Source organism: Aeromonas sp. s7(2024) (genome assembly GCF_040907825.1).
Classification (GTDB): domain Bacteria; phylum Pseudomonadota; class Gammaproteobacteria; order Enterobacterales; family Aeromonadaceae; genus Aeromonas; species Aeromonas veronii.
The window spans coordinates 101,283-127,081 of sequence record NZ_JBFOCM010000040.1; the positions used below are offsets into that span (position 1 = coordinate 101,283).

Genomic DNA, 25,799 nt, shown 5'->3' on the forward strand with positions numbered 1-25,799 from the left:
GGCAGCCCTTTTTCAATCTTGCGAATCCGACTCCGCCCGGTACGATGCCGGCATAATCCGCGCCATCTTCACCATGTTGTTCTCCACATCGAGGATCTCGATAGGATAACCGGCCAGCCGGATCCCGATGTTGGGCTGGGGTATCTCCTCCAGATATTCGAGGATCAGACCGTTGAGGGTGCGCGGGCCGTCGATGGGCAGGTGCCAGTTCATCTCCTTGTTCAGCTCACGAATATTGGCTGAGCCTTCGACCAGATAAGAACCATCTGACTGGGGGTGGATCTCGTCGCTCGGCGCTGGCGTCATGGAGGTGGTGAAGTCGCCCACGATCTCTTCCAGAATATCGTCCAGGGTGATCAACCCCTGAATATCGCCGTATTCGTCGACGATCAGGCCAATTCGCTCCTTGTTGCGCTGGAATTTGGCCAGCTGCACGTTGAGCGGCGTTCCTTCCGGAATGAAGTAGATCTCGTCCACTTCCCGCAACAGACTCGATTTGTTGAACTGGTCCCTGGCTACCAGCCGCAGGGCATCGCGCGCGTGTAAAAATCCGACAACGTCGTCGATATTGTCGCGATAGAGCAGGATCTTGGTGTGAGCGCAGTGTGCTAGCTGGCGCTGGATGCTCTTCCAGTCATCGTTGATGTCGATGGCGTAGATATCGCTGCGCGGCACCATGATGTCCTCGACCAGCATCTTGTCGAGATCCAGAATGCTCAGCAGCATCTCCTGATGACGCTGGGGGATCAGGTTACCCGCCTCATTGACGATGGTGCGCAGCTCCTCGGTGTTGAGGGAGTCATCCTTGTTGGGATTGATCTTCAGCATCTTGAGCAGGCCGCTGGTGATGCCGTTGATCAGCCAGACCAGCGGTGAGAGCGGCACCATCAGCCCCTTGAGGATCCAGGAGGCGGGATAGGCGATCTTCTCCGGAAACATGGCGGCCAGGGTCTTGGGGGTCACTTCACCGAATACCAGTACCACCAGCGTCAGCCCGAAGGTGGCGATGGCGACCCCGAGATCACCAAACAGCCGGATACAGACGATGGTGGCGATGGCGGAGGCGAGGATATTGACCAGATTGTTACCGATCAGGATCAGTCCCAGCAGGCGATCGGGGCGGGCGAGCAGTTGCTCGACGCGACGTGCGGCTTTGTGTTTGGTCTGTGCCAGATGCCGCAGTTTGTAGCGGTTGATGGACATCAGGCCGGTTTCGGCACTGGAGAAGAAGGCGGAAAGAAGGATCAAGATAACGAGAACAATCAGTAATGTACTCGTTGAGATGCTGTCCAAAAAGGGCTCCTGTTGGATGGTATGGCTAAAAGAGTATAGGTGTCAGCTCAACAGCACTTCTTTGACGAAGCGGCTGCCAAAGTAGGCAAGAGTCAGGATGAAGCTGCCGATCAGACTGAGCGTGATGACTTTGCGGCCGCGCCAGCCATAGGTGTGATGACCCCACAGCAGCAACACGTAAACACACCATGCCAGGATGGAGAGCACTGCCTTGTGAGACTTGCCCTGGGCGAACATATCTTCGAGGAAGAAGAGGCCGGAGGCGATGGAGAGTGTCAGTAGCAGCACCCCTGCAGAGATCAACTGAAACAGCCGTTTTTCCACTGTCATCAGTGGCGGCATGGCTGGCAGGTTGCTGATTTTTCTCGATTTAAGCTGTTTGTCCAGACAGGCGAGCTGCAGCGCAAACAGACAGGCGATCATCAATACCGAGTAGGCCATCAGGGCGAGGCCGATGTGCAGCAACAGCTGGGGATGGGCCTCCAGATGGGTTATGTAGCGACCCGGGATCAAGGCGCTGGCAGCCAGCAACAGGGCCGAGAAGCTGTAGACCACTGGCAGCAGGATCCAGCCGTTGAAGCGGCGGGTTACGCAGGTCATGAAGCAACTGATGATGAGGCTGACCAGCGAGGCAACGTTTAGCATGCTCAGGTTCTGGCCGTAACTCTGCAATACCTCTGAACCGAGGGCGCTGGCATGGGCGATCAGGGCCAATCCGATACAGGCAAACAGGGAGCGCTGTCCCACCGGCTTGGCGCTCAGTAACAGATGCAGGGAGGCGATGATGGCCAGCAGATAAAACGCCAGGGCCAGAACAGAGATTACGATCATAACCAGGTCGTTGTTGCACAAGCTTTTGAGGGTAAGAGGGGCAGTATACCTTGCACGAGAAGTGCTCGCCAGTTGTGCAACGGCCGATCTGCCCATATATAGGGAGAAGGTCCCTGCTGCTGCGGTGCGGTGAATAATCGTCCTCGCGCCCGCTCTGGGTTATAATGCCCCCAATTTATTACGCCAAGAACCGGAATCCGTCATGTTTGAGAATTTGACTGAACGACTCTCGCGCACCTTGCGCAATGTCAGTGGCCGTGGTCGCCTGACCGAAGACAATATCAAGGAAACCCTGCGCGAAGTCCGCATGGCGCTGCTCGAGGCGGATGTCGCCCTGCCGGTCGTGCGGGATTTCGTCGCGCGTGTCAAAGAGCGCGCAGTCGGGCAGGAAGTGGCCAAATCCCTGAGCCCGGGCCAGGCATTCATCAAGATTGTGCACGGTGAACTGGTCACCGTAATGGGAGAGGCCAACGAACAGCTCAACCTGGCTGCCCAGCCGCCTGCGATCATCCTGATGGCCGGTCTGCAGGGGGCCGGTAAGACCACCACAGTTGGCAAACTGGCCAAGCTGCTCAAAGAGCGCAGCAAGAAGAAGGTGCTGGTAGTCAGTGCCGACGTCTATCGTCCGGCGGCGATCAAACAGCTGGAAACCCTGGCCAATGACATCGGTGTCGACTTCTTCCCGAGCGATGCCAGCCAGAAGCCGGTCGATATCGCCACCGCCGCCATCGATCAGGCGCGCAAGAAATTCTATGACGTGGTGATCGTCGATACTGCCGGTCGTCTGCACGTTGATAGCGAGATGATGGCCGAGATCCAGGATCTGCATGCCACCATCAAGCCGGTCGAGACCCTGTTCGTGGTGGATGCCATGACCGGTCAGGATGCCGCCAACACCGCCAAGGCGTTCAACGAAGCGCTGCCGCTTACCGGTGTGATCCTCACCAAGGCGGACGGTGACGCCCGTGGTGGTGCTGCTCTGTCGGTGCGTCACATCACCGGCAAGCCGGTCAAGTTTATCGGTATGGGTGAAAAGACCGATGCGCTGGAGCCGTTCCACCCGGATCGTCTCGCCTCCCGTATCCTCGGTATGGGCGATGTGCTCTCTCTGATCGAGGAAGTCGAGCGCAACGTCGATAAAGAGAAAGCGGCCAAGCTGGCCAGCAAGGTCAAGAGCGGCAAAGGCTTCGATCTGGAAGATTTCCGCGAGCAGTTGGCCCAGATGCGCAACATGGGCGGCATGATGGGGATGCTCGACAAGCTGCCCGGCATGTCCGGTCTGCCGGATAACGTGAAAGATCAGATGGATGACAAGCTCACCGTACGGATGGAGGCCATCATCAGCTCCATGACGCCGAAGGAGCGCGCCCACCCCGATCTCATCAAGGGTTCCCGCAAACGCCGTATCGCCGCAGGTTCCGGCATGCAGGTGCAGGATGTGAACAAGCTGCTCAAGCAGTTCACCGAGATGCAGCGTATGATGAAGAAAATGTCCGGCAAGGGCGGCATGCGCAAGATGATGAGCCAGATGAAGAACATGATGCCCCCCGGGTTCGGTGGCGGTCGCGGCCCGTTCTGATCCGGCCTGCGTGTTGATGGGGGTCTGCAGCGGCAGGCCCCTTTTCATTGCCGCTCTGCGCAAAAAATGGCTGGCTTGGTTGCAATTATTACGAATCCAAGTAGAATTACGCGGCTTATTTTAAGCTAGGGTCCGCGTGTTTGCGGGCCTTGTTCATTAGATGTTAATGAGGACGATATGGTAACCATTCGTTTACAACGTGGTGGCGCGAAAAAGCGTCCGTTCTACCAGGTAGTAGTTTCTGACAGCCGTTGCGCCCGTGACGGTCGCTTCATCGAGCGCGTTGGTTTCTTCAACCCGGTTGCTGCTGGTCAAGCTGAAAAGCTGAACCTGGACCTGGCTCGTATCGAGCATTGGGTTGCTACTGGTGCCGCTGTTTCTGACCGCGTTGCCAAGCTGATCAAAGACGCTAAAAAAGCTGCTTAATCAGCCCAACGGTAAGGAGTTAAGGTGGAAAAACCTGTAGTTCTGGGCACCCTGGGTACCGTTTATGGCATCAAGGGCTGGCTTAAAGTGAACTCCTTCACCGATGTTGCCGAAGCGATTTTCGATTACAACCCCTGGCTGATTAATCAGAACGGGGCGTGGCGTGAAATTCGGGTTTCATCCTGGAAACGTCACAACAAGGGTCTGATCTGCAAACTCGATGGTATCGATGTGCGCGAAGATGCCCTGGCATTGACCAATGTCGAGATTGGCGTACCCGCCGATCTGTTGCCTGCGTTGCCTGAAGGTGAGTTCTACTGGCGTGACCTGATTGGTTGCTCCGTGGTGACCACCAAGGGATACGACCTGGGCAAGGTGACCGAATTGATGGAAACCGGCTCCAACGATGTGTTGGTGGTTGAGGCCAATGTAAAAGATGCCTTTGGTGCAAAGGAGCGGTTGATTCCGTTCTTGGAAGAGCAGGTGATCAAGAATATTGATCTGACTGCTCGAACAATCGAAGTTGATTGGGATCCTGGTTTCTAGTTTCCCGCGCTAACACGGGTGCCGGAGGTTTCTTATGTGGATTGGGGTTATTAGCCTCTTCCCTGAAATGTTCCGAGCCATTACCGAGCACGGGGTAACGGGTCGGGCCGTCAAGAGTGGCCTGCTGCAGATTGAGTGCTGGAACCCCCGGGAGTTTACCCACGATAAACACCGTACGGTCGATGATCGTCCTTATGGTGGTGGGCCCGGCATGTTAATGATGGTTCAGCCGCTGCGTGACGCGATTCATGCAGCCAAGCAAGCGGCGGGAGACGGGGCGAAAGTCATCTATCTCTCTCCTCAGGGACGCAAGCTGACTCAAGCGGGCGTAACCGAGTTGGCGACGAATCAGAAACTGATTCTGGTAGCCGGTCGATACGAAGGTATCGATGAACGCGTGATACAAACCGAAGTCGACGAAGAGTGGTCTATCGGGGATTACGTGTTAAGTGGTGGCGAGTTGCCTGCCATGACCCTGATCGATGCGGTTTCGCGTCTGGTCCCCGGGGTTTTGGGCGATCAGGCCAGTGCCGAGCAAGACTCCTTTACGGATGGCTTGCTGGATCATCCCCACTACACTCGGCCGGAGGTGTTGGATGGATTGGCGGTGCCCGAGGCGCTGACAAGCGGCAATCACGAAGTGATTCGACGCTGGCGTCTCAAGCAGTCGCTCGGACGAACCTGGCAAAGAAGGCCGGAACTTATTAACAACCTAGCTCTGACTGACGAGCAAGAATCACTTCTTGCCGAGTATGTCCGCGAAGTGCGTGACAGCGTTAAGTAGAGTTTTCAGTTTATCCTAGGTAAGGAAAGACAATGAGCAAGATTATTCAGCAGCTTGAACAAGAGCAACTGCGTACCGACATCCCGGCTTTTGCCCAGGGCGACACTGTACGTGTTCAAGTTCGTGTTAAAGAAGGTGGTAAAGAGCGTCTGCAGGCTTTCGAAGGCATCGTTATTGCCAAGCGTAACCGCGGTCTGCACTCTGCTTTCACCGTTCGCAAGATCTCCAACGGCGAAGGTGTTGAGCGTGTATTCCAGACTCACTCTCCGCTGATCCACAGTGTAGAACTGAAGCGTCGTGGTGATGTTCGCCGCGCCAAACTGTACTACCTGCGCAACCTGTCCGGCAAAGCTGCTCGTATCAAAGAGAAGCTCAACTAATTCGATTCGAATTGGTGTCGGTATGTCGGCAAATAGCTCGACAGGTAGTGAAAAGGCTCGCCAATGGCGAGCCTTTTTTGTATCCGTCAATTGGTTATCTTGTTGCCATTACTGGATCACTCGCACCACCGAGTTGTCACGCCCGAAGGGGCCTGGCACATAGTCGTCTGCTGCCCAGTCATTCTCGTAGAGGGTTTCCCCTGCCGGGGTGATGAGCTGGTAGCAATATTCGAAGTAACCCGGGCCGTCGGTCGGCAGATTGAGGGTGGCTTTGAATTCGCCGCTCTTCATGCGTTTCAGCTCGACCGGTTGCCACTGGGTGAATTCGCCGATCAGCATCACCTGTTCCGCTCCTGCAGCCGCCTCTTTCTCTACGGCAAAGGTCACCTTGACCTCGGGCTTGGACTTCAAAAACTGTTTGATCAGTGGCATGACGCCTCCTTGTCTGTGAGTTAAAAATGGCTCCTGTCTATTTTTATACCACCATATGACAAAGATGTTGATAAGGCAGATCAAGTCGGCAAGGCAAAATAGCGTTGCAGCAAACTGTTGGTAAAGTCGATCTTGAGATAGAAGCCGCGGGGCAGGGTCATGATGGGTTGACCATCGCGGCCGATGGCGCGAGTCAGCGCCTTGTTGTTGGCCGCCTTGGGCCGCAGTTGCATCACCTGGCCGTGGCGGGCGCTGATCTGCTCCACTTCTCCCAGCACTATCATGTCCATCAGCTCCTCCCAGTCCTGACGCAGTAGCCGATCTTCCTCTTCACTCGGGCTCCACATCAGCGGCATGCCGACCCGCCGCTCGCCAACCGGGATCTCCCGACTGCCTTCCACCGGGATCCAGAGCACCCGGGATAGCTTGTTGCGCACGTTGGACTCCTCCCAGCGCTGGCCGCTGACGCCGATCAGCGGGGCGACGCAGACGAAGGTGGTCTCCAGCGGTTTGCCTTGAGGATCCACGGGGATCGTCTTGAGTTCGATCCCCAGCTCCGGGAAGTCCTGCTCCGGCTTGCTCCCTGCGCTGGCACCCAGTTGCAGCTCGATCAACTGACCGACCCACCCCTTGTCACGGCGCAGGTCTTTGGGCACTGCGACACCAGCCTCGGCGGCCAGCTGCGCCAGCGTGAAGCCGGCCATGGCATAGGCGCGGATCAATAACTCCTGCTCGGATTGGGGATTGCTTGGCATAGTTGGCTCCATCTTGCTCACCATATTCTAACAGGGGAGGATCCCGAGAAGGATCGCTGTTTTTATAACCGATCCTGAGTGGGTAAGATCAAATGCAGAGAATTTGGGTGCTGTCAGTTCATCATTATGATTTTAAAGGATTTTGTCTGTTTTATCGAGCAGTAAGCCAGGTCTGGTTTGACCTCTAAATAGTTGTCCAAGGGTTTGTGCATGATGTTACACACAGTTATCCACAGAAATCTTGGATAAGTGGATGAAAGTGGGTGGAGTCGCTGATATGTTACAAAAAATTGTGAATGCCACCCCATTTTTACAGGGTGAACGGGGTAGATATTGTGCCACTCCTGTGGATAATTTCGCCATGGTGGATCTTTGAGCAGTTGAACTTGTTCACAATCCGGATCATGGATCTGGCTCTTGGGGGGACATGGATCTAGATCCAGTTGTTTTACCTCAAGCTTATAAAAAATAATGGTTTTTTATATTTTATGTCGCGTGGTAATACGGAGAGGCACTTTTCGCGTACAGTTAAAAAGTACTGTATATACCCGTTTGCTAACAGCTTTATGCACAGCCTGGGTGGGCAACTTGGGGGAGCGGATCCTTGGATTTGTTTATAAGTATGTTTGAAATTGAAAGTTATTCATGAAACAGGGGATTCACTCCTTGTTTGCTGCCACGGAGTGAATGTGGAACAATCTCCTTATAGATTCAGCCTTTATAAGGTGATCACGTGATTGATGGCGACGGATTTCGTCCCAATGTCGGTATCGTGATCTGTAACCGTGAAGGACAAGTGTTGTGGGCTAAACGCTATGGGCAGCACTCCTGGCAGTTTCCGCAGGGGGGGGTTGATGATGGTGAAACGCCAGAGCAGGCCATGTATCGAGAGCTGTATGAGGAGATTGGCCTCAAGCCCGAAGATGTGACCATCATGGCCACCAGTCGTAACTGGCTAAAGTACCGTTTACCCAAACGTCTTGTCCGCTGGGACAGTTCACCGGTCTGTATTGGCCAAAAACAAAAATGGTTCCTGTTACAGCTGAATTCGGGCAAGGAGTCGCGGATCCAGTTCGGCTGTCATGGCCATCCCGAATTTGACGACTGGCGTTGGGTCAGCTTCTGGTACCCGGTGCGTCAGGTCGTTTCGTTCAAGCGGGAGGTTTACCGCCGGGTCATGAAAGAGTTTGCCCCGCTGGCGATGCCAGTGCCGGCAGTGCAGGTCAACAAGAAGGATGGGCGACGCAATCGCGCCCGTTAAGGAGCACAGATTAGTTGTTAACGGAACTGAGACGTATCGTCGAGAGCATGGCCGAGGCCAATACCCTCGAGCAGGCCTTGCAGGCATTGGTGAGCCAGACCCGGCACGCCATGGCAGTGGACTGCTGCTCCGTCTATGTCTCGGAACCCGAGGTGCGCCGCTATCGCCTGGCAGCTACCGACGGCTTGGCTCCGTCCGCGGTCGGCAAGGTGACCCTGCCCTACGAGCAGGGCATCGTTGGTCTGGTGGGTCAGCGGGAAGAGCTGATCAACCTGGCCGATGCCCCCGCGCACCCCAGTTTCAAATTCCTGCCCGATGTGGCCGAAGAGGCGTTCCGCTCCTTCCTCGGCGCCCCCATCATGCACCAGCGTCAGGTGGTCGGCATTCTGGTGGTGCAGCAGAAGGAGAGCCGCCGCTTCGATGAGGGGGAAGAGTCCTTCATGGTCACCCTGGCGGCCCAGCTGGCGGCGCGGATTGCCCAGGCGCAGGCCAAGGGGTGGTTGCAGAAGACCGACTGGAGCAAGCCGCTGCGCGGTATTGCCGGTGCCAGCGGCATCGCCATGGCCAAGGCTTGGGTGTGGCGGCCTCGCAAGGCACTCTCGTCCATTACCCCGCGCAAGGATGAAGACCATGCCAGCCAGCTGGCGCGGCTGGAGATGGCGGTTGAGGAGGTGCGGCACGACTTGGAGAGTCTGGCGCTGCGTTTTCGCGAGAGCTACAGCCAGGATTCGGTGGCGATCTTCGATATCTACCTCCATCTGCTGAACGATCCCGGTTATATCAAGCCGATCCGCAACAAGGTGAGCAAGGAGCACTGGACTGCGGTCTCTGCGGTCAAGCTCATCAGTGATCGCTTGATCGAGCAGTTCAAGGGGATGAAGGATCCCTACTTGCAGGAGCGCTCCACCGACGTGAAGGATATTGCCCAGCGGCTGATCAGCCGACTGGTGCAGAATGAACCGGAACATATCTCCATCGGCGAGCCGGTGGTGCTGGTTGCCGATGAAGTGACCGCCACCATTCTGGCAGAAGTGCCCCGCGAGTATCTGACCGGGGTGGTCTCACTCAAGGGGGGGACCAACTCCCACGCCGCCATTCTGGCCCGCGCCATGGGGGTCGCCGCCATCATGGGGGTCGATCTGCCCCTCGGCGACATCGGCGGTCGCATGCTGGTTGTCGATGGTTACAGCGGCGATCTCTTCATCGAACCCAATCAGGTGATTCTGACTGAGTATCGTCAGCTGCTGAGCGAAGAGCGGGCGCTCGATACCTTGGTGCGCAGTGTCGACAACCTGCCATCCGAGACCGCCGACGGCACCAAGGTCTCTCTGCTGCTCAACGCCGGTCTCAGCGCAGATACCGAGATCTCCCTCAACCAGCTGGCGGACGGGGTGGGCCTCTATCGCACAGAGATCCCCTTTATGCTGCAGGAGAGCTTCCCCTCCGAGTGGGAACAGACTGCCCGTTATCGCGGCATTCTGGAGACCTACCGCAACCGGCCGGTCTGCATGCGGACGCTGGATGTGGGCGGCGACAAGCCGTTACCCTATTTCCCCATCGTCGAGGAAAACCCCTTCCTTGGCTGGCGGGGGATCCGGATCACCCTGGATCACCCCGAACTGTTTCTGGTGCAGCTCAAGGCGATGTTGCGTGCCAGCGAAGGGCTGGACAATCTGGCCATCATGCTGCCGATGATCAGCAGCGTCAGCGAAATCAAAGCCTCCCGTCGTCTGCTGGATCAGGCGTGGCGGGAGGTGTCGGAAGAGGCGGCGAGCCGCGATGCGGTGATCCGCTACCCCAGCCTCGGGGTGATGATCGAGGTGCCCTCAGCCCTCTTTATCTTGCCGGAGATGGCGCCGCTCATCGATTTCTGGTCGGTGGGCAGTAACGACCTGACCCAGTACCTGCTGGCGGTAGATCGCAACAATTCCCGGGTTGCCAACATCTACGATGCCTTCCATCCTGCGGTGATCCGCGCCCTGCAACAGCTGGTTGATGCCTCCCATCGCTACCAGAAGCCGGTGTCGGTGTGTGGCGAGCTGGCCGGTGATCCGGTCGGTGTACTGCTGCTGCTTGCCATGGGCTATCGCCGCTTCAGTATGAACACCCACAACATCGCCCGGATCAAGTACGTGCTGCGTCAATCCACCCTGAGCGAGTTGACCGAACTGATGGCCGATGGCCTCAAACATGACAACCCCCACGTACTGCGCGGCCTGTTTGCCCGCTATCTGGAGGAGCATGGTTTGGGCGGTTTGCTGCGAGCCGGTCATAAATCGAAACAGAGTGATTGATAATCATGCCTTGTCCCTGCTGACGAATGATCGGAAAATGCGGCTTTTATTTTGACTGGGGCCGCATATGCAGCACGATGGATATTGGGTTTTCTCGCAGATTGATCCCGTAGCATTCAGTTTGGGACCACTATCGGTACGCTGGTATGGTCTCATGTACCTGTTCGGTTTCGCGTTTGCCATGTGGCTTGCCGGCCGTCGCGCCGATGCACCGAACAGCGGCTGGACCCGCAACGAAGTGTCGGATCTGCTGTTCTACGGTTTCCTCGGGGTGATCCTCGGTGGTCGTGTCGGTTACGTGCTGTTCTACAACTTCGATCTCTTCCTCGCGGATCCCACCTATCTGTTCAAGATCTGGACCGGTGGCATGTCGTTCCACGGTGGCCTGATCGGGGTTATCACCGCGATGATCTGGTTTGCTCACAAGACCAAGCGCCACTTCTTCACCGTGGCCGACTTTGTGGCACCGCTCATTCCGTTCGGTCTCGGCGTTGGCCGGATCGGCAACTTCCTCAACGGCGAGCTGTGGGGCCGGGTCACCGATGTGCCCTGGGCCATCATCTTCCCGGAGGCCGGCCCCGAGCCGCGTCATCCCTCCCAGCTCTACCAGTTCGCACTGGAAGGGGTGGTGCTGTTCATCATCCTCAACCTGTTCTGGCGCAAGAATCCGCCGCGCGGCGCCATCTCCGGCATGTTCCTGCTGTTCTACGGCCTGTTCCGCTTCCTTGTGGAGTTTGTGCGCCAGCCGGACAGCCAGCTCGGTCTCTACTTCCAGGAGATCAGCATGGGCCAGATCCTCTCCACCCCGATGATTATCGCCGGTGCCCTGATGATCTGGGCCGCCTACAAGCGTCCGCAGTTGTTCGGTAATGCCGTGAAGGAGGCGAAATAATGCGAGCTTATCTCGACCTGATGCAGAAAATCCTCGATGAGGGGACCGTCAAGTCTGACCGTACCGGCACCGGTACTGTCTCCCTGTTCGGCCATCAGATGCGCTTCAATCTGGCGGAAGGTTTCCCGCTGGTCACCACCAAGAAATGCCACCTGCGCTCCATCATTCACGAGCTGCTCTGGTTCCTCAATGGCGATACCAATACCGCCTATCTGAAGGAAAACGGCGTCAGCATCTGGGATGAGTGGGCCGACGAGAATGGCGATCTGGGGCCGGTTTACGGTGCTCAGTGGCGCTCCTGGCCTGCCGCTGACGGGTCTGTCATCGACCAGATCCAGAAGGCGGTGGATGACATCAAGCACAACCCGGATTCGCGCCGTATCATCGTATCCGCCTGGAACGTGGGCGAACTGGACAAGATGGCGCTGGCTCCCTGCCACGCCTTCTTCCAGTTCTATGTGGCGGACGGCAAGCTCTCCTGCCAGCTCTACCAGCGCAGTTGTGATGTGTTCCTCGGCCTGCCGTTCAACATCGCCAGCTACGCCCTGCTGACCCACATGATGGCCCAGCAGTGCAATCTGGAAGTGGGTGACTTCGTCTGGACTGGCGGTGATGTACATCTCTACTCCAACCACATGGAGCAGACAGCTCTGCAGCTCTCCCGCGAGCCGCGCCCGCTGCCGACCCTGGTGATCAAGCGCAAACCTGACTCCATCTTCGATTACAAGTTCGAGGATTTCGAGATCGAGGGTTATGACCCCCACCCAGGCATCAAGGCGCCCGTCGCCATCTGATAGCAAGGCGCCTCAGGGCGCCTTTTTTATGCAGTTAAATAATTGAAAATTCATTTTATTGATTAATAAGACGGTAGCCAGAGACGAGGAAAAACCTGCTTATAGCAGGTATGTTCTATTTTGCCTTCGGTTTTTTCGTTGTATTGAGCAGCAAGAAACGATTTTCCATTGGTTGTTGCAAGGGATAGACTCAAACCAAAGCAATACGGTGGAAAATTTAACCATGAGTGACGTAATCAAAAAGTTCCTGAAGCTGGAGGCCGCCTCCGGAATTATTCTGATCATGGCTGCCATGCTGGCAATGATTTTAGCCAATACCGCGCTGGCTGGCGGGTATCAGGCGTTTCTCGACACGCCGGTGCAGGTGCGCATTGCGGCACTCGACATCAACAAGCCGCTGCTGCTCTGGATCAACGATGGCTTCATGGCGATCTTCTTCCTGCTGGTTGGCCTGGAAGTGAAACGAGAGATGCTGGAAGGGGCGCTCTCGACCCGGGTTCAGGCGACCTTCCCGGCCATCGCGGCGGTGGGCGGCATGCTGGCTCCGGCCTTGATCTACGCCTTTTTCAACTATTCGGATGAAGTGGCGCGCGCTGGCTGGGCGATCCCGGCTGCGACCGACATTGCCTTTGCCCTCGGGGTGATGGCGCTGCTTGGCAAGCGGGTGCCGGTGAGCCTCAAGGTATTCCTGTTGGCGCTGGCTATCATGGATGACCTCGGCGTCATCATCATCATCGCACTCTTCTATACCCAACAGTTGTCGCTGGAGGCGCTGGCCATCGGTATTCTGGCAACCCTCACCCTGTTTTGGATGAATCGCCGTGGTGAGGACAGGATCAGCCTCTACATGCTGGTCGGTCTGGTGCTCTGGGTTGCGGTGCTCAAGTCTGGTGTCCATGCGACCTTGGCGGGTGTGGTGGTGGGCTTTATGGTTCCGCTTAACGGCAAGCGTTACGCCTCGCCGCTCAAGTATCTGGAGCATCAGCTGCACCCCTGGAGTGCCTATCTGATCCTGCCGCTGTTTGCTTTTGCCAACGCAGGGGTATCGCTGGAGGGGATTGGTCTCTCCTCCCTGCTGAGTCCGGTACCTATGGGGATCATGCTGGGGCTGTTTATCGGCAAGCCGCTCGGGGTGTTCACCATCAGCTGGCTGTCGGTCAAGCTGGGCATCGCCCAGTTGCCGCCCGGGGTCAACTTCAAGCAGATTTTTGCGGTCAGCATCCTCTGTGGCATCGGGTTCACCATGTCGATGTTTATCGCGTCGCTCGCCTTCGAGCACGGTGGGCTGGATTACGGCAGCTACTCTCGCCTCGGGATCCTGGTGGGCTCCACCATGGCGGCGGTAGTCGGCTATCTGGCCTTGCGCATGGCCCTTCCCAAGGGTGAAGGCGAACAGAGTACGGAGGGACTATGAAGTTGCATACAGGGTTGTTGATGCTGTTGTTGAGCCCCGAGGTCTGGGCCGGCGGGCTGGAGGATTGCAAGCAGGACGCCGCTTCGGCGAACTGCTCTGCCTATCTGAACGGAGTGGTAGACAGTGCCCTGCTGCTGGGGGACAAGCAGGCCAAGGCGCGTTTTGGCGAGACCTTCTCCGAGCGGGCGCTAAGCAGCCGGGCTGGCGAGATGGTCAAGCGCTCCAACAAGCGTTATTGCGCTGACCGGATGCCGGACAAGGCACGCCTCAAGGCCAGTCTGATGGAGCAGTTTGGCGCGAACAAGGTTGACTCGGTTAGCGACATGTATGACATTCTGGCGGTTGAACTCAGCTGCTACCGGAGTCCGCGTCAAGCGGGAACCCCATCGGATGTCACACCTTAACTACAACCATCTCTACTATTTCTGGATGACTCAGAAGAAGGGCTCCGTTACCCAGGCAGCGGAAGCCCTTTTTTTGACCCCGCAAACCGTCACCGGTCAGATCAAGCTGCTGGAGCAGCGCCTCGGGGGCAAGCTGCTCAAACGCAAGGGGCGCTCTCTTGAGGCAACCGAGCTGGGCCAGCTGGTGTTTCGCTATGCCGACAAGATGTTCAGCCTCTCCTACGAGATGCTCGATATCGTCAACTACCGCAAGGAGAGCCAGATCCTGTTCGACGTCGGCATCGCCGATGCCCTCTCCAAGCGTCTTGCCAGCCGCGTGCTGCTCTCTGTCATCCCCAATGATGGTTCCATCCATCTGCGCTGTTTTGAATCGACCCACGAACTGCTGCTGGAGCAGCTGAGCGAGCACAAGCTCGATATGATCCTCTCCGACTGTCCGGTGGACTCCAGCCAGCATGCGGGACTGCTCTCCAAGCGGTTGGGCGGCTGTGGCGTCAGCTTCTTCTGCAAGGCGCCGCTGCCTGAAAAGCCCTTTCCAGCCTGTCTGGAAGAGCGCAAGCTGCTGATCCCCGGTCGCCGTACCGCCATGGGGCGTCAGCTAACCCAGTGGTTCGAACAGCAGGGTGTCTCCCCCAGCATTCTTGGCGAGTTTGATGATGCCGCCTTGATGAAGGCGTTTGGCTTCTTCAATCAGGGCATCTTCATGGCCCCGACTATCTATCGGGAGGAGATCCTCGAGGGTGAGGGGGTGATGCTGATCGGGGAAACCCAGGATCTGATGGAGGAGTATTACGTCATCTTCGCCGAGCGGATGATCCAGCATCCGGCGGTGAAGCGGGTCTGTGAGAGCGATTTTACCTTTCTCTTTTCCGGGCAGGAGAATTTCTCCGCCATCCAGCCGGCCACCCTGTCGTTTTAAAACGACCCGTCACCACGTATCATCGGCGATCAGTGGTAGAGGAGAGATGTGATGCAACTTGAAGAGATGGAAGCCAATGCGAGTAAAGCGGTGGCCTTGCTCAAGGCGCTGGCCAACGAACGGCGACTGTTTATTCTGTGCCAGTTGCTGGAGCGCGAACTGTCGGTGGGGGAGCTCAACGAGCGATTGGGATTGAGTCAGTCGGCCTTGTCACAGCATCTTGCGCTGTTGCGGCGGGATGAGCTGGTGACGACGCGCAAAGAGGCCCAGACGGTCTACTATTCGCTGCGCAGCCATGAGGTGCGTGAAATGATCAGTTTGCTGCATCGACTTTATTGCAGCGCAGATAAATAAAAAACCGGCACTAAGGCCGGTTTTTTCAGCTTTGATCAGCAGAAGCTGATTAAGCCATAGCTTTGATCTGGGCAGACAGGCGGCTCTTGTGACGAGCTGCTTTGTTCTTGTGGATCAGGCCTTTGGTCGCCATACGATCCATGATCGGCTGAGCAACAGCGAAAGCGGCAGTCGCAGCAGCTTTGTCGCCAGAGGCGATAGCAGCAATGACTTTCTTCAGGTAGGTACGGGTCATGGAACGACGGCTGGCGTTGTGCTGACGGCGTTTTTCTGACTGAAGAGCGCGCTTCTTAGCAGATTTGATGTTAGCCAAGGTAAAACTCCTAAAACTGTCTTAGCGAGTGTATTGAAAAGGCCCGGAAATATGCCCTTCCAACCACATATTGTCAAATGATTTGTGCAAATAAACACCGCCTCCCGGTGGTGTGTCAGTAGGGAGACGGTTAAACTGTCGGCCGATTCTAGCAGCATTCTTTTCATTCTGACAGTTCCAGAGGCCTCGTCTTGAGTAAGAAATTGATCAAATCCGGCATGATAGTGTCCGGAATGACGTTGGCATCCCGCGTAATGGGCTTGGTTCGCGATGTAGTCATCGCCAATCTGCTCGGTGCCGGGGTGGCCGCCGACGTCTTCTTTTTTGCCAATCGCATTCCCAACTTTCTGCGTCGTCTGTTCGCCGAAGGTGCCTTCAACCAGGCCTTTGTTCCCGTGATGACGGAGTACAAGAAAAATGGCGACGAGGGGGAAGTGCGTGAATTGCTGGCGGCGGTGGCGGGCACACTGGGGGGGATAGTGACTGTGGTCACCCTGCTCGGTGTGCTGGGGTCGGGTGTGCTGACCGCGCTGTTTGGCTGGGGCTGGTTCTGGGACTGGCTGCATGGCGGCCCTGCGGCCGAGAAGTTCGAGCTCGCCAGTCTGATGCTCAAAATCACCTTCCCCTACCTCTGGTTTATCACTTTTACCGCCATGGCGGGGGCCATCCTCAACACCTTCGGCCGCTTTGCGGTCTCGTCGTTTACGCCGGTGTTTCTCAACATCACCATGATTGCGGCGGCCTGGTGGATTGCGCCACTGATGGACAAACCTGAGATCTCGCTGGCGATTGGTGTCTTTTTGGGTGGTTTGGTGCAGTTTTTGTTCCAGTACCCCTTTTTGCGCCAAATCAACATGCTGGTATGGCCCAAGTGGGGATGGAATCACCCTGGGGTGGTGAAGATCCGCACCCTGATGATCCCTGCCCTGTTCGGGGTATCGGTCAGCCAGATCAACCTGCTGGTCAACACTATGCTCGCCTCCTTCCTGGCGACCGGTGCCATCAGCTATCTCTACTACTCGGATCGTCTGCTGGAGTTCCCCCTCGGCCTCTTTGCGGTGGCCATCAGTACCGTGATCCTGCCTGCGCTGGCCAAGAAGCATGTGGATGCCGATCCGGCCGACTTCTCCCGCACCATGGATTGGGGGGTGCGGATGGTGATGCTGCTCGGCCTGCCCGCCATGATAGGCATTGCGGTGATGCGCGAGCCCATTTTGCGAGTGCTGTTCATGCGCGGCGAATTTGGCCTGCATGAAGTGGCCATGTCGAGCGCCAGCCTGCTGGCCTCCACTACCGGTCTGCTCTCCCTGATGCTGATCAAGGTGCTGGCGCCCGGTTACTACGCCCGTCAGGACACAAAGACGCCGGTGCGGATCGGGGTGATGTCGATGATTGCCAACATGGTCTGCAACCTCATCTTCATCTACCCGCTCGGTTACGTGGGGTTGGCGCTCTCGACCGCCTGCTCGGGCACTCTGAATGCGGCTTTGCTGTTCAAGGGGTTGTACCAGCAGAGCGTCTATCGTCCCTCCCGCCATACCGGCGTGTTCTGCCTCAAGCTGCTGGTCGCCAGCGTGCTGATGGGGAGCGTGCTCGCCTATCTGTCGCCAGACTTGGCCCAGTGGGGGGCATGGAACATGGGTAAGGCCAGTTTGCAGCTGACCATGCTGCTGTCGCTGGGGGCTGCGGTCTATGCCGTGGTGTTGCTACTGCTGGGCATTCGGCCGCGTCACCTTAAATCGGGGCAGCAGTAGTCGTGATCCTGCGGTGCCATGGGGATAGTGCCTCATGGCGCCGCAGATGGGCGGGCTTGGGCCCGGATAGTTGAAATCAGGCTATGAGGGCTGACCCTGCCTGCTGCCTGATATATAATCCGCCGATTTCCATGGCAGCAACGCACAAGGCACTGATGGAGCTTATTCGCGGCATTCACAATCTCAAGCCCCGTCACCGGGGATGTGTATTAACCATTGGCAACTTTGATGGGGTTCATCAGGGTCACCATGCGGTATTGGCACGTCTCAAGGAGAAAGCGGCCCAGCTGGGATTGCCCGCCTGCGTCATGCTGTTCGAACCGCAGCCGCTGGAACTGTTTGCCGGCACGGCAGCGCCCGCTCGGCTGAGCCGGTTGCGGGAGAAGTATGAAGCGCTGCAGGGGCTGCATATCGACCGCATGCTATGTGTGCGCTTCAGCCACCGCTTTGCCGAGCAGGCGGCTTCGACATTCATCGAGCAGTTGCTGGTGGAGAAACTCGGAGTGCGCTATCTGGTGGTCGGCGATGATTTTCGCTTCGGCAAGGGGCGGGAGGGTGACTTCCACCTGCTGGAGGCGGCGGGCCATCGCTTCGGCTTCGAGGTGATCAGTACCCAGAGCTTCCAGCTTGAACGGCAGCGGGTCAGCAGCACCCTGGTGCGTGAAGCCCTCAAGGCGGGCCGGATGGCGGAAGTGGAGCTGATGCTTGGCCGTCCCTATACCATCAGCGGCCGGGTGGCCCACGGCGACAAGTTGGGGCGCACCATAGGTTTTCCCACCGCCAATCTGGCCCTCAAGCGTCAGGTGATCCCGGTCGGTGGCGTGTTTGCGGTGGAAGTGATATGTTCCGGCAAGACCTTCCCCGGTGTAGCCAATGTGGGTGTACGGCCGACCTTGAGCGGTACACAAGCCAGATTGGAAGTACATCTATTTGATTTTTCTGGTGATCTATATGGTCAGCAGGTCAAGGTGCTGCTTCGCCACAAGCTGCGCGAAGAGCAGAAGTTTGCCTCTTTCACTGCCTTGAAAGAGCAGATCGAACGAGATGCCCTGGCGGCCCGAGCCTGGTTCGGGCTGCCACAATTCAATTTACCCAGCACTCTTTTAGAAAAGAAGGGAACCCAGGACTGATGAGCGACTATAAACACACCCTGAATCTTCCGGAAACCGAGTTTCCGATGCGTGGCGATCTGGCCAAGCGCGAACCCAACATGCTGAAGCGTTGGTATGATCAGGATCTCTACGGCGCTATTCGCCGCGCCAAAGCGGGCAAGCCTTCTTTCATTCTGCATGATGGCCCCCCCTATGCGAACGGCAACATTCACATCGGTCACTCGGTCAACAAGATCCTCAAAGACATCATCATCAAGTCCAAGGGCCTCTCCGGTTTCGATTCCCCCTATGTGCCGGGTTGGGATTGCCACGGTCTGCCTATCGAACTGAAAGTGGAAGGCATGGTCGGCAAGCCGGGCGAGAAGGTTTCCGCTGCCGAATTCCGCGCCGAGTGCCGCAAATACGCCAAGACCCAGATCGAAGCGCAGAAGACCGACTTCATCCGTCTGGGTGTGCTGGGTGACTGGGAACACCCCTACCTGACCATGGATTTTGGCACCGAAGCCAACATCATCCGCTCCATGGCCAAGATCGTTGAAAACGGCCACCTGCACAAAGGCTCCAAGCCGGTGCACTGGTGTACCGATTGCGGCTCCGCCCTGGCTGAAGCCGAGGTTGAGTACTACGACAAAAACTCCCCCTCCATCGATGTGCGCTTCAAGGCCGTCGATGAGGCATCTGTTGCCGCCAAGTTTGACTGCGCCGAAGGCCACACCGGCAAGGGCCCGATCTCTGCGGTGATCTGGACCACCACTCCGTGGACCCTGCCAGCCAACCGCGCCATCGCCATGCACGCCGATCTGGATTACACACTGGTGCAGGTTGAAGGTGAGCACCCCGAGCGTCTGATCCTGGCCGCCGAGCTGGTCAAGGACGTCATGGATCGCGCCGGTATCGAGAAGTTCCACAATCTGGGTTACGCCAAGGGCGCCGCGCTTGAGCTGCTGCGCTTCAACCACCCCTTCTACAGCTTCGACGTGCCTGTGGTACTGGGTGACCACGTCACCCTGGATGCCGGTACCGGCGCTGTACACACCGCCCCTGGCCACGGTCAGGAAGACTTCGTGGTCGGTCAGAAATACGGTCTGGAAGTGGCCAACCCGGTTGGCAGCAACGGTGTTTACCTGCCGGATACCGAACTGTTTGCCGGCCAGCATGTGTTCAAGGCCAATGCCTCCGTGATCGAAGTGCTGACCGAGCGCGGCGCCTTGCTGCATCACAAGGTGTTCAACCACTCCTATCCGCACTGCTGGCGTCACAAGACCCCGATCATCTTCCGTGCTACTCCGCAGTGGTTTATCAGCATGGAGCAGAAAGGTTTGCGCAAGCGCGCGCTGGAAGAGATCGAGCGCATCGAGAAAGACGGCATTGCCCAGCAAGGCCAGAGCGGCTGGGTACCGGCCTGGGGTAAAAACCGCATTCAGGCGATGGTCGAGAACCGTCCTGACTGGTGTATCTCTCGTCAGCGTACCTGGGGTGTACCTATCTCCCTGTTCGTCCACAAAGAGACCCAGGAACTGCATCCGGAATCCGTGCGCCTGATGCATGAAGTAGCCAAGCGGGTCGAGCAGTCCGGCATTCAGGCATGGTGGGATCTGGACAAGGCTGAGCTGCTGGGTAGCGACGCCGACATGTATGACAAGGTGCCTGACACCCTCGACGTCTGGTTTGACTCCGGTTCTACCCACGCCTCCGTGGTTGATGCCCGTCCCGAGTTCAACGGCAAGCCGGCCGACATGTATCTGGAAGGTTCTGACCAGCACCGTGGCTGGTTCATGTCCTCCCTGATGATCGGTGTGGCCATGAAAGACAAGGCTCCCTACAACCAGGTGCTGACTCACGGCTTCACCGTGGATGGTCAGGGTCGCAAGATGTCCAAGTCCATCGGCAACGTGGTGAGCCCGCAGGACGTAATGAACAAGCTGGGTGCAGACATCCTGCGTCTGTGGGTAGCGAGCACTGACTACACCGGCGAGATGACTGTCTCCGACGAGATCCTCAAGCGCTCTGCCGATGCTTATCGTCGTATTCGCAATACAGCCCGCTTCCTGCTGGCCAACCTGAACGGCTTCAATCCGGCGACCGACATGGTGGCGCCTGCCGACATGGTGGTGGTGGATCGCTGGGCTGTGGGTCGTGCCAAAGCGGTACAGGCCGAGATCATGGCGGCATTCGACGAGTACAACTTCCACGGCGTAACTCAGAAGCTGATGCAGTTCTGCTCCATCGAGATGGGCTCCTTCTATCTGGACGTCATCAAGGATCGCCAGTACACCGCCAAGGCTGACAGCCTGGCCCGTCGCTCCTGCCAGACCGCCCTCTATCACATTGCCGAGGCCATGGTGCGCTGGATGGCACCGATCATGAGCTTCACCGCTGATGAAATCTGGGCCCTGCTGCCGGGTGAGCGCGGCGAGTTCGTCTTCACCGAAGAGTGGTACGACGGCCTGTTCGGGCTGGAAGCGGGTGAAACCCTCAACGACGATTTCTGGGCCGAGATCCTCACCGTGCGTGGTGAAGTGAACAAGGCGCTGGAAGTGGCCCGTGGCGAGAAGCGCATCGGCGGTTCTCTGCAGGCCGAACTGACCCTGTTCGCCAAGCCGGAGCTGGCTGCACGCCTGAACGCCCTGGCTGATGAGCTGCGCTTCGTGCTGCTCACCTCCAAGGCCAAGGTGGTCGTGGCTGACTCTGCGCCGGAAGGCTCTGTGGCGACCGAGCGTGATGACCTGTGGCTGAGCGTGGCCCAGTCTGCCGCCGCCAAGTGCGACCGCTGCTGGCACCATGTAGAAGATGTGGGCACTATCGCGGGTCACGAAGAGATCTGTGGTCGCTGTGTGACCAACGTTGAGGGTGACGGCGAAACGCGTCAATTTGCCTGATGAACATGACTCAACATAAAAGCGGCCTGCGTTGGCTGTGGCTGGCAGTGCTGGCCTTTGTACTGGACCAGGCGAGCAAGCTCGCCGTGGTCAAGTTGCTGCCATTTGGTTACCCGGGGGTGGAGATCACCCCCTTCTTCAACCTGGTTCATGTCTACAACAAGGGCGCCGCATTCAGCTTTCTGGCTGATCAGGGGGGCTGGCAGCGCTGGTTCTTCGCGGTGCTAGCTTTTGCCATCTGTGGATTGCTGATCCACTGGCTGCGCAAGCAGTCGGTGACCCAGCGTTGGAGCGGTATCGCCTATTCACTCATCATCGGCGGCGCCCTCGGCAACGTCTTTGATCGACTGGTGCTGGGCCATGTGGTCGATTTCCTCGACTTCTACTGGCAGCGTGCGCACTGGCCGGCATTCAATCTGGCCGACAGCTTTATCTTTATCGGGGCCGCCATGATTGTGCTGGACGGTTTCCGTGGTGAGAAAAAGGAGCAGGCATGAGCCAGCAGATCACCGCTAACAGCAGCGTGCTGTTCCACTTCTCCATCAAGCTGGAAGATGGCTCGGTTGCCGACAGCACGGCGCTGCACGGCAAACCTGCCCGCCTGCGGATGGGCGATGGCAGCCTGACCCCCACCTTTGAGCAGTGCCTGCTGGGCCTGTGCGAAGGGGAGCGCAAGAGTTTTACGCTGGCGCCAGAGGAGGCATTTGGTCTCTCCAATCCCGACAACATCTACCATCTCGACCGTGCCAAATTTGGCGCCGATGTGGAGCCAAAAGTCGGCACCATCATCCTGTTCGATCAGCCCAATGGCAGCGAGCTGCCGGGCATCATCCGGGCGGTAGCCGGGATGTCGGTAACGGTCGATTTCAACCACCCGCTGGCCGGTCATACCGTCACCTTCGAGGTGGAGATCCTGGGCGTTGATGATGAGGAGAAGGTGCATTAATGGATATTCTGCTCGCTAACCCTCGCGGTTTTTGCGCTGGTGTTGATCGCGCCATCAGCATTGTCGAGAGCGCGCTGGAGAAGTTCGGTGCCCCCATCTATGTCCGCCACGAAGTGGTGCATAACCGGTATGTAGTGAACAAGTTGAAAGATGCGGGCGCTGTCTTCGTCGAGGAGCTGGACGAGGTGCCGGACGACAGCATCGTCATCTTCTCTGCTCACGGCGTGGCCAAGACAGTGCGCGAGATGGCAAAGTCCCGCGCCCTCAAGGTATTCGATGCCACCTGTCCGCTGGTGACCAAGGTTCATATGGAGGTGCATCGAGCCAGCCGCAAGGGCTCCGAGGCGGTGCTCATCGGCCACGCCGGTCACCCCGAGGTGATCGGGACCATGGGGCAGTACGAGAATCGCGAAGGCGGCATGTATCTGGTGGAGACGCCGGAAGATGTCGCCAAGCTCAAGGTGAAGAATCCGGATGACCTCTGCTTTGTCACCCAGACCACCCTGAGCGTGGATGAGACCTCTGACGTCATCGATGCGTTGCGCAAGTACTTCCCCAAGATCCAGGGGCCGCGCAAGGACGATATCTGCTACGCCACCCAGAACCGTCAGGATGCGGTGCGGGAGATGGCAGGGCTGGTGGACGCCATGTTGGTGGTGGGGTCTCGCAACTCCTCCAACTCCAACCGTCTGCGCGAGCTGGCCGAGAAGGTGGGCGCCAGAGCCTATCTTATCGACGATGCGTCGATGATTGAGGCGAGCTGGCTGGAAGGCGTGAAGGCGATTGGCGTCACCGCTGGCGCATCCGCCCCCGAGGTGCTGGTGCAAAACGTGATCGCCCGCCTGCGGGAGCTGGGAGGCAAGGTGGTCGCCGAGCATCCTGGCCGTGAAGAGAACGTAGTCTTTGAGGTTCCTCCCGAACTTAGAATAATTTGAGTGCAGCCAGGAAGGCTTAAGAATAAAGTGTGTTGATAATGACGCCGGGTTTGTTCATGAGACAGGCTCGGCGTTAAACTTATGAAGCAGTCTGTCACCAAGGATGGGATATGATTGGATACTTTCGTGGCTTTTCTCTTATTGAGTTGATGATTGTCATCGCCATCGTGGCGATTCTTGGCACCATCGCTTATCCCGCCTATCAGCAATATGTGCTGACCAGTCATCGTGTCGAAGCCAAGAGCATGCTGTTGAATGCGGCCAATCGGCAAGAAACCTATTTTATGGATTTCAATCAGTATGCATCCTCTGCTGCTGCTCTTGGTATCAGTAGTGCATCTGAGAATGGCCTGTATCAATTATCCATTGCCGTATCAGGTAACACCTACACCTTGTCAGCCAGTGCCGGCGCGGCGACGGCCCAAGCTAAAGATACCGATTGCACGGTGTTTTCCATTAATCAGTTGGGTGTCAAAAGTGCTTCCGGTGCAGCTAGCAATAGCTGTTGGGAATAGCCATGGCCATTCATGTTTCATCACATGAGAGAGGATTCAGCCTGCTGGAGGTGATGATAGCTGCAGTAGTGTTGTCATTTGGCTTGCTGGGACTGGTTGCTATGCAGGCTCAGTCGAAGTTTTCCGGATATGAAGCCCGACAGCGCACAATAGCCAGTTGGTTGGCTAACGATATGGTTGAGAGGCTCAGAGTCAACCGTGGAGTCTGGGAGTCACAAGCTAACAATACCTGGATTGTCAGCGCTGGCACTTCATCATTGCCATCCTGCGCTAATGAAAATGGCACTATGAGCAGCTGTAGCGATGCTCAGTTACGGGATCTCGATCTCTATTATTGGCGACAGTCATTAATGGGAAGTGCTGCTTCGGGGGCCGGCGCAACATTACAAAATCCCACCGGCTGCATTATCAAGGGAGCCAGTAATGCATTGACGGTCTCAATTTTTTGGGCTGGACGTGAATCATCTCATGATGGGGCAAATGGCGTTGCGTCAACGATTACGACGGCATGTGGAATTGCAGGTGTTGATTTAACGAGGCGTCAGTTTGTTCTGATGACGACGCTATGAAACATCATGGGTTTACGCTGGTTGAATGGCTCATCGCAATGGTGATTGGTGTTTTTCTGCTCGGTGGGGTGATGAGTATTTTTGTGGCCTCACGCGCTACCACCAATGAGTCCTTCGATCAGAGTGAGCTGCTCGAAAATGGTCGAATTGCCATGCGTCTCATCACTCAGGATTTACGCTGGGCCGGGTTTTGGGGGGATTTCACGGGGGGGGCTCTGATTGCGGGTGATGAGCTCACTTTGTCTGCTGATGCTGCCGTGACAAATGACTGTCTGGATGAGAGAAATGAAGGGAGTCTACCCTCCAACCTTTTTCCAGTACGCCCGCTGTGGGTTACTCATATCAGTGCTGCAGGCACCATGAGTGGTTTTGCCTGTATCTCATCCTCTACTCGCGTTGCCGGCTCGGATGTTATCAGTATCAAGCGCCTGATTGGCAATCCGGTGACAGGAGGACTGGATGCCAATCGTTTCTATATGGCCACCAATACTCAACAGGCTCATTTATTCAGAGGTAATGAGGCTGCGCCTTCCGAGGCTGCCATGCCGATGCGTCAGATTTGGGAGTACCAGCATCATGTCTATTACCTCTCGCCTAATGGTCGTGGGGGTTTTGAACTGCGCAAGCGTATCCTCACTGCTGATGGCGGTTCTTGGTTGATATCTGGGGCTTTGGTTGATGGTATTGAACGCATGGTGCTGTTGTTTGGGGTCGATACAAGCAATGTGCCAGATGGGCGTGTAGACAAGTTCTCCTCCATAGATGCAGTCACCTCGCAAGAGTGGGGCGAGGGGCGGGTCATCGCAGTCCGTGTTTTTTTGCTTGTGCGCTCGCTGCAGGCATCCAGTCGCTATACCAACAACAATGTCTATCAACTGGGAGATATCAGCGTGGCTGGCAATGGGGATGGGTTTCGACGCTTGTTGCTGGAAAGTACTGTGGTACTGCGTAATCCCATGGTGATGGCGGGAGGTGGGTAGTGAAGCATTCACGTGGCGTGGCATTGATCGTGGCGCTGGTGATTCTGGCCCCTTTGACTTTGATTGCCGTGGTGTTGATGCAATCTGGGGGCATGGATTTACGTGCTAGTGGAGCGGCGGCAGCGTTACAGCAAGTCGAACACAGAGTAGAGGGCATCATAGGTGGCGCCATGCAGCAAGCAGGGCTTGCTACCCAGATTGCTCAGATGCCTTCTGTTTCGACGGCAACGTCAACAGTGAGTGGCTCTATGGGTAATGCCACCATGCAATATAGAAGTGAAACAGTGTGCAAGCGCCGATTTGACGCGACCAGCAAGAACGTCATACCAGCCTGCCGTTATGTAGAGCTAGAGGCAAGCCAAACGTACGGAAAACAGGGGCGTCCTATGACGTGGACGGTTGGAGTCGAACAGCCATTGTTAAAGACGGCTGAATAGG

At 57.0% G+C, this 25,799-nt stretch carries 28 protein-coding genes; 23 read left to right on the top strand and 5 right to left on the bottom strand.

Annotated features, from left to right (window positions below):
• Nucleotides 1-12: 12 nt before the first annotated feature.
• Nucleotides 13-1,293 (bottom strand): HlyC/CorC family transporter, encoded by a 1,281-nt coding sequence (locus AB5Y73_RS19240; RefSeq protein ID WP_005348906.1) that lies wholly within the window; start codon nt 1,291-1,293, stop codon nt 13-15.
• 42 nt (nt 1,294-1,335) lie between these two features.
• Nucleotides 1,336-2,124 carry an inner membrane protein YpjD gene (gene ccsA, locus AB5Y73_RS19245; RefSeq protein ID WP_005340390.1) on the bottom strand — a complete coding sequence of 263 codons (789 nt, stop codon included), beginning with the start codon at nt 2,122-2,124 and terminating at the stop codon, nt 1,336-1,338.
• Between the two features lie 202 nt (nt 2,125-2,326).
• On the opposite strand from ccsA, the gene ffh reads away from it, so the two are divergent.
• The 5 genes from ffh (at nt 2,327) to rplS (ending at nt 5,839) form a co-directional block, all read left to right on the top strand.
• Nucleotides 2,327-3,703 carry a signal recognition particle protein gene (gene ffh / locus AB5Y73_RS19250; protein WP_005357987.1) on the top strand — a complete coding sequence of 459 codons (1,377 nt, stop codon included), beginning with the start codon at nt 2,327-2,329 and terminating at the stop codon, nt 3,701-3,703.
• 177 nt (nt 3,704-3,880) lie between these two features.
• Nucleotides 3,881-4,129 carry a 30S ribosomal protein S16 gene (rpsP, locus tag AB5Y73_RS19255; protein ID WP_005340392.1) on the top strand — a complete coding sequence of 83 codons (249 nt, stop codon included), beginning with the start codon at nt 3,881-3,883 and terminating at the stop codon, nt 4,127-4,129.
• 24 nt (nt 4,130-4,153) lie between these two features.
• Nucleotides 4,154-4,675 (top strand): ribosome maturation factor RimM, encoded by a 522-nt coding sequence (gene rimM, locus AB5Y73_RS19260; RefSeq protein ID WP_005340394.1) that lies wholly within the window; start codon nt 4,154-4,156, stop codon nt 4,673-4,675.
• 34 nt (nt 4,676-4,709) lie between these two features.
• Nucleotides 4,710-5,459, top strand: coding sequence for a tRNA (guanosine(37)-N1)-methyltransferase TrmD (trmD, locus tag AB5Y73_RS19265; RefSeq protein ID WP_005340400.1), 750 nt, complete (start codon nt 4,710-4,712; stop codon nt 5,457-5,459).
• A gap of 32 nt (nt 5,460-5,491) precedes the next feature.
• On the top strand, nt 5,492-5,839 hold the full coding sequence (gene rplS / locus AB5Y73_RS19270; protein WP_005313505.1) for a 50S ribosomal protein L19: 348 nt from the start codon (nt 5,492-5,494) through the stop codon (nt 5,837-5,839).
• Between the two features lie 108 nt (nt 5,840-5,947).
• Here the strand turns inward: rplS and AB5Y73_RS19275 are convergent, their stop codons facing one another.
• Both AB5Y73_RS19275 and mutH read right to left on the bottom strand, forming a co-directional pair.
• Nucleotides 5,948-6,271 carry an isoamylase early set domain-containing protein gene (locus tag AB5Y73_RS19275; protein WP_005348910.1) on the bottom strand — a complete coding sequence of 108 codons (324 nt, stop codon included), beginning with the start codon at nt 6,269-6,271 and terminating at the stop codon, nt 5,948-5,950.
• Between the two features lie 80 nt (nt 6,272-6,351).
• Nucleotides 6,352-7,026, bottom strand: a complete 675-nt coding sequence (mutH, locus tag AB5Y73_RS19280) for a DNA mismatch repair endonuclease MutH (RefSeq protein WP_107683798.1) — start codon at nt 7,024-7,026, stop codon at nt 6,352-6,354.
• A 733-nt stretch (nt 7,027-7,759) separates the two neighbouring features.
• Between mutH and rppH the strand changes: the two genes are divergently transcribed.
• The 8 genes from rppH to AB5Y73_RS19320 all read left to right on the top strand — a co-directional run bounded on the left by rppH (nt 7,760) and on the right by AB5Y73_RS19320 (nt 15,358).
• Nucleotides 7,760-8,287: an RNA pyrophosphohydrolase gene (gene rppH, locus AB5Y73_RS19285; RefSeq protein WP_005340421.1), complete on the top strand. Its 528-nt coding sequence runs from the start codon at nt 7,760-7,762 to the stop codon at nt 8,285-8,287.
• Nucleotides 8,288-8,301: 14 nt separating this feature from the next.
• Nucleotides 8,302-10,581, top strand: a complete 2,280-nt coding sequence (gene ptsP / locus AB5Y73_RS19290) for a phosphoenolpyruvate--protein phosphotransferase (protein ID WP_107683797.1) — start codon at nt 8,302-8,304, stop codon at nt 10,579-10,581.
• Between the two features lie 67 nt (nt 10,582-10,648).
• The gene (lgt, locus tag AB5Y73_RS19295; RefSeq protein ID WP_031227775.1) at nt 10,649-11,473 is read left to right on the top strand and encodes a prolipoprotein diacylglyceryl transferase; all 825 of its coding nucleotides are present in this window, start codon (nt 10,649-10,651) and stop codon (nt 11,471-11,473) included.
• Complete coding sequence (gene thyA / locus AB5Y73_RS19300; RefSeq protein WP_005340427.1) at nt 11,473-12,267, top strand: thymidylate synthase; 795 nt, start codon at nt 11,473-11,475, stop codon at nt 12,265-12,267. Before lgt ends, thyA begins: the two co-directional genes overlap by 1 nt.
• Nucleotides 12,268-12,490: 223 nt before the next feature.
• Complete coding sequence (gene nhaA, locus AB5Y73_RS19305; protein ID WP_005340429.1) at nt 12,491-13,681, top strand: Na+/H+ antiporter NhaA; 1,191 nt, start codon at nt 12,491-12,493, stop codon at nt 13,679-13,681.
• Nucleotides 13,678-14,085 carry a hypothetical protein gene (locus AB5Y73_RS19310; RefSeq protein WP_181497595.1) on the top strand — a complete coding sequence of 136 codons (408 nt, stop codon included), beginning with the start codon at nt 13,678-13,680 and terminating at the stop codon, nt 14,083-14,085. Before nhaA ends, AB5Y73_RS19310 begins: the two co-directional genes overlap by 4 nt.
• Nucleotides 14,072-15,004 (top strand): transcriptional activator NhaR, encoded by a 933-nt coding sequence (nhaR, locus tag AB5Y73_RS19315; protein WP_005340434.1) that lies wholly within the window; start codon nt 14,072-14,074, stop codon nt 15,002-15,004. The genes AB5Y73_RS19310 and nhaR overlap by 14 nt, the downstream gene beginning before the upstream one ends.
• A 51-nt stretch (nt 15,005-15,055) precedes the next feature.
• Nucleotides 15,056-15,358: a metalloregulator ArsR/SmtB family transcription factor gene (locus AB5Y73_RS19320; RefSeq protein WP_013724128.1), complete on the top strand. Its 303-nt coding sequence runs from the start codon at nt 15,056-15,058 to the stop codon at nt 15,356-15,358.
• Between the two features lie 49 nt (nt 15,359-15,407).
• Here the strand turns inward: AB5Y73_RS19320 and rpsT are convergent, their stop codons facing one another.
• Complete coding sequence (gene rpsT / locus AB5Y73_RS19325) at nt 15,408-15,671, bottom strand: 30S ribosomal protein S20 (protein WP_005308808.1); 264 nt, start codon at nt 15,669-15,671, stop codon at nt 15,408-15,410.
• A 191-nt stretch (nt 15,672-15,862) separates the two neighbouring features.
• On the opposite strand from rpsT, the gene murJ reads away from it, so the two are divergent.
• From murJ to tppD, 10 genes are all read left to right on the top strand, one after another.
• The gene (murJ, locus tag AB5Y73_RS19330) at nt 15,863-17,425 is read left to right on the top strand and encodes a murein biosynthesis integral membrane protein MurJ (RefSeq protein ID WP_107683795.1); all 1,563 of its coding nucleotides are present in this window, start codon (nt 15,863-15,865) and stop codon (nt 17,423-17,425) included.
• A gap of 155 nt (nt 17,426-17,580) precedes the next feature.
• Nucleotides 17,581-18,555, top strand: coding sequence for a bifunctional riboflavin kinase/FAD synthetase (gene ribF, locus AB5Y73_RS19335; protein ID WP_107683794.1), 975 nt, complete (start codon nt 17,581-17,583; stop codon nt 18,553-18,555).
• Nucleotides 18,555-21,416: an isoleucine--tRNA ligase gene (ileS, locus tag AB5Y73_RS19340; RefSeq protein WP_107683793.1), complete on the top strand. Its 2,862-nt coding sequence runs from the start codon at nt 18,555-18,557 to the stop codon at nt 21,414-21,416. Before ribF ends, ileS begins: the two co-directional genes overlap by 1 nt.
• Nucleotides 21,416-21,913, top strand: coding sequence for a signal peptidase II (gene lspA, locus AB5Y73_RS19345; protein WP_005340447.1), 498 nt, complete (start codon nt 21,416-21,418; stop codon nt 21,911-21,913). Before ileS ends, lspA begins: the two co-directional genes overlap by 1 nt.
• Complete coding sequence (gene fkpB, locus AB5Y73_RS19350) at nt 21,910-22,362, top strand: FKBP-type peptidyl-prolyl cis-trans isomerase (protein ID WP_107683792.1); 453 nt, start codon at nt 21,910-21,912, stop codon at nt 22,360-22,362. Before lspA ends, fkpB begins: the two co-directional genes overlap by 4 nt.
• Nucleotides 22,362-23,297, top strand: coding sequence for a 4-hydroxy-3-methylbut-2-enyl diphosphate reductase (gene ispH, locus AB5Y73_RS19355; protein ID WP_101530172.1), 936 nt, complete (start codon nt 22,362-22,364; stop codon nt 23,295-23,297). The genes fkpB and ispH overlap by 1 nt, the downstream gene beginning before the upstream one ends.
• 110 nt (nt 23,298-23,407) lie before the next feature.
• A complete protein-coding gene (locus AB5Y73_RS19360; RefSeq protein ID WP_005358030.1) occupies nt 23,408-23,812 on the top strand; it encodes a type IV pilin protein in 405 nt (134 codons plus the stop codon).
• 2 nt (nt 23,813-23,814) lie between these two features.
• Nucleotides 23,815-24,381, top strand: coding sequence for a type IV pilus modification protein PilV (gene pilV / locus AB5Y73_RS19365; protein WP_107683791.1), 567 nt, complete (start codon nt 23,815-23,817; stop codon nt 24,379-24,381).
• A complete protein-coding gene (gene tppC, locus AB5Y73_RS19370; RefSeq protein ID WP_107683790.1) occupies nt 24,378-25,361 on the top strand; it encodes a type IVa pilus pseudopilin TppC in 984 nt (327 codons plus the stop codon). The genes pilV and tppC overlap by 4 nt, the downstream gene beginning before the upstream one ends.
• Nucleotides 25,361-25,798, top strand: a complete 438-nt coding sequence (tppD, locus tag AB5Y73_RS19375; protein ID WP_041202403.1) for a type IVa pilus pseudopilin TppD — start codon at nt 25,361-25,363, stop codon at nt 25,796-25,798. The genes tppC and tppD overlap by 1 nt, the downstream gene beginning before the upstream one ends.
• Nucleotide 25,799 lies beyond the last annotated feature (1 nt).

Coding starts and splice junctions, on each gene's coding strand:
- ffh (WP_005357987.1), top strand. CDS start 2,327: ATGTTTGAGAATTTGACTGAACGACTCTCGCGCACCTTGCGCAATGTC.
- rpsP (WP_005340392.1), top strand. CDS start 3,881: ATGGTAACCATTCGTTTACAACGTGGTGGCGCGAAAAAGCGTCCGTTC.
- nhaR (WP_005340434.1), top strand. CDS start 14,072: ATGTCACACCTTAACTACAACCATCTCTACTATTTCTGGATGACTCAG.
- trmD (WP_005340400.1), top strand. CDS start 4,710: ATGTGGATTGGGGTTATTAGCCTCTTCCCTGAAATGTTCCGAGCCATT.
- AB5Y73_RS19360 (WP_005358030.1), top strand. CDS start 23,408: ATGATTGGATACTTTCGTGGCTTTTCTCTTATTGAGTTGATGATTGTC.
- mutH (WP_107683798.1), bottom strand. CDS start 7,026: ATGCCAAGCAATCCCCAATCCGAGCAGGAGTTATTGATCCGCGCCTAT.
- thyA (WP_005340427.1), top strand. CDS start 11,473: ATGCGAGCTTATCTCGACCTGATGCAGAAAATCCTCGATGAGGGGACC.
- tppC (WP_107683790.1), top strand. CDS start 24,378: ATGAAACATCATGGGTTTACGCTGGTTGAATGGCTCATCGCAATGGTG.
- ispH (WP_101530172.1), top strand. CDS start 22,362: ATGGATATTCTGCTCGCTAACCCTCGCGGTTTTTGCGCTGGTGTTGAT.
- ribF (WP_107683794.1), top strand. CDS start 17,581: ATGGAGCTTATTCGCGGCATTCACAATCTCAAGCCCCGTCACCGGGGA.
- rplS (WP_005313505.1), top strand. CDS start 5,492: ATGAGCAAGATTATTCAGCAGCTTGAACAAGAGCAACTGCGTACCGAC.
- AB5Y73_RS19275 (WP_005348910.1), bottom strand. CDS start 6,271: ATGCCACTGATCAAACAGTTTTTGAAGTCCAAGCCCGAGGTCAAGGTG.
- fkpB (WP_107683792.1), top strand. CDS start 21,910: ATGAGCCAGCAGATCACCGCTAACAGCAGCGTGCTGTTCCACTTCTCC.
- AB5Y73_RS19320 (WP_013724128.1), top strand. CDS start 15,056: ATGCAACTTGAAGAGATGGAAGCCAATGCGAGTAAAGCGGTGGCCTTG.
- ccsA (WP_005340390.1), bottom strand. CDS start 2,124: ATGATCGTAATCTCTGTTCTGGCCCTGGCGTTTTATCTGCTGGCCATC.
- lspA (WP_005340447.1), top strand. CDS start 21,416: ATGAACATGACTCAACATAAAAGCGGCCTGCGTTGGCTGTGGCTGGCA.
- pilV (WP_107683791.1), top strand. CDS start 23,815: ATGGCCATTCATGTTTCATCACATGAGAGAGGATTCAGCCTGCTGGAG.
- ileS (WP_107683793.1), top strand. CDS start 18,555: ATGAGCGACTATAAACACACCCTGAATCTTCCGGAAACCGAGTTTCCG.
- lgt (WP_031227775.1), top strand. CDS start 10,649: ATGCAGCACGATGGATATTGGGTTTTCTCGCAGATTGATCCCGTAGCA.
- nhaA (WP_005340429.1), top strand. CDS start 12,491: ATGAGTGACGTAATCAAAAAGTTCCTGAAGCTGGAGGCCGCCTCCGGA.
- AB5Y73_RS19310 (WP_181497595.1), top strand. CDS start 13,678: ATGAAGTTGCATACAGGGTTGTTGATGCTGTTGTTGAGCCCCGAGGTC.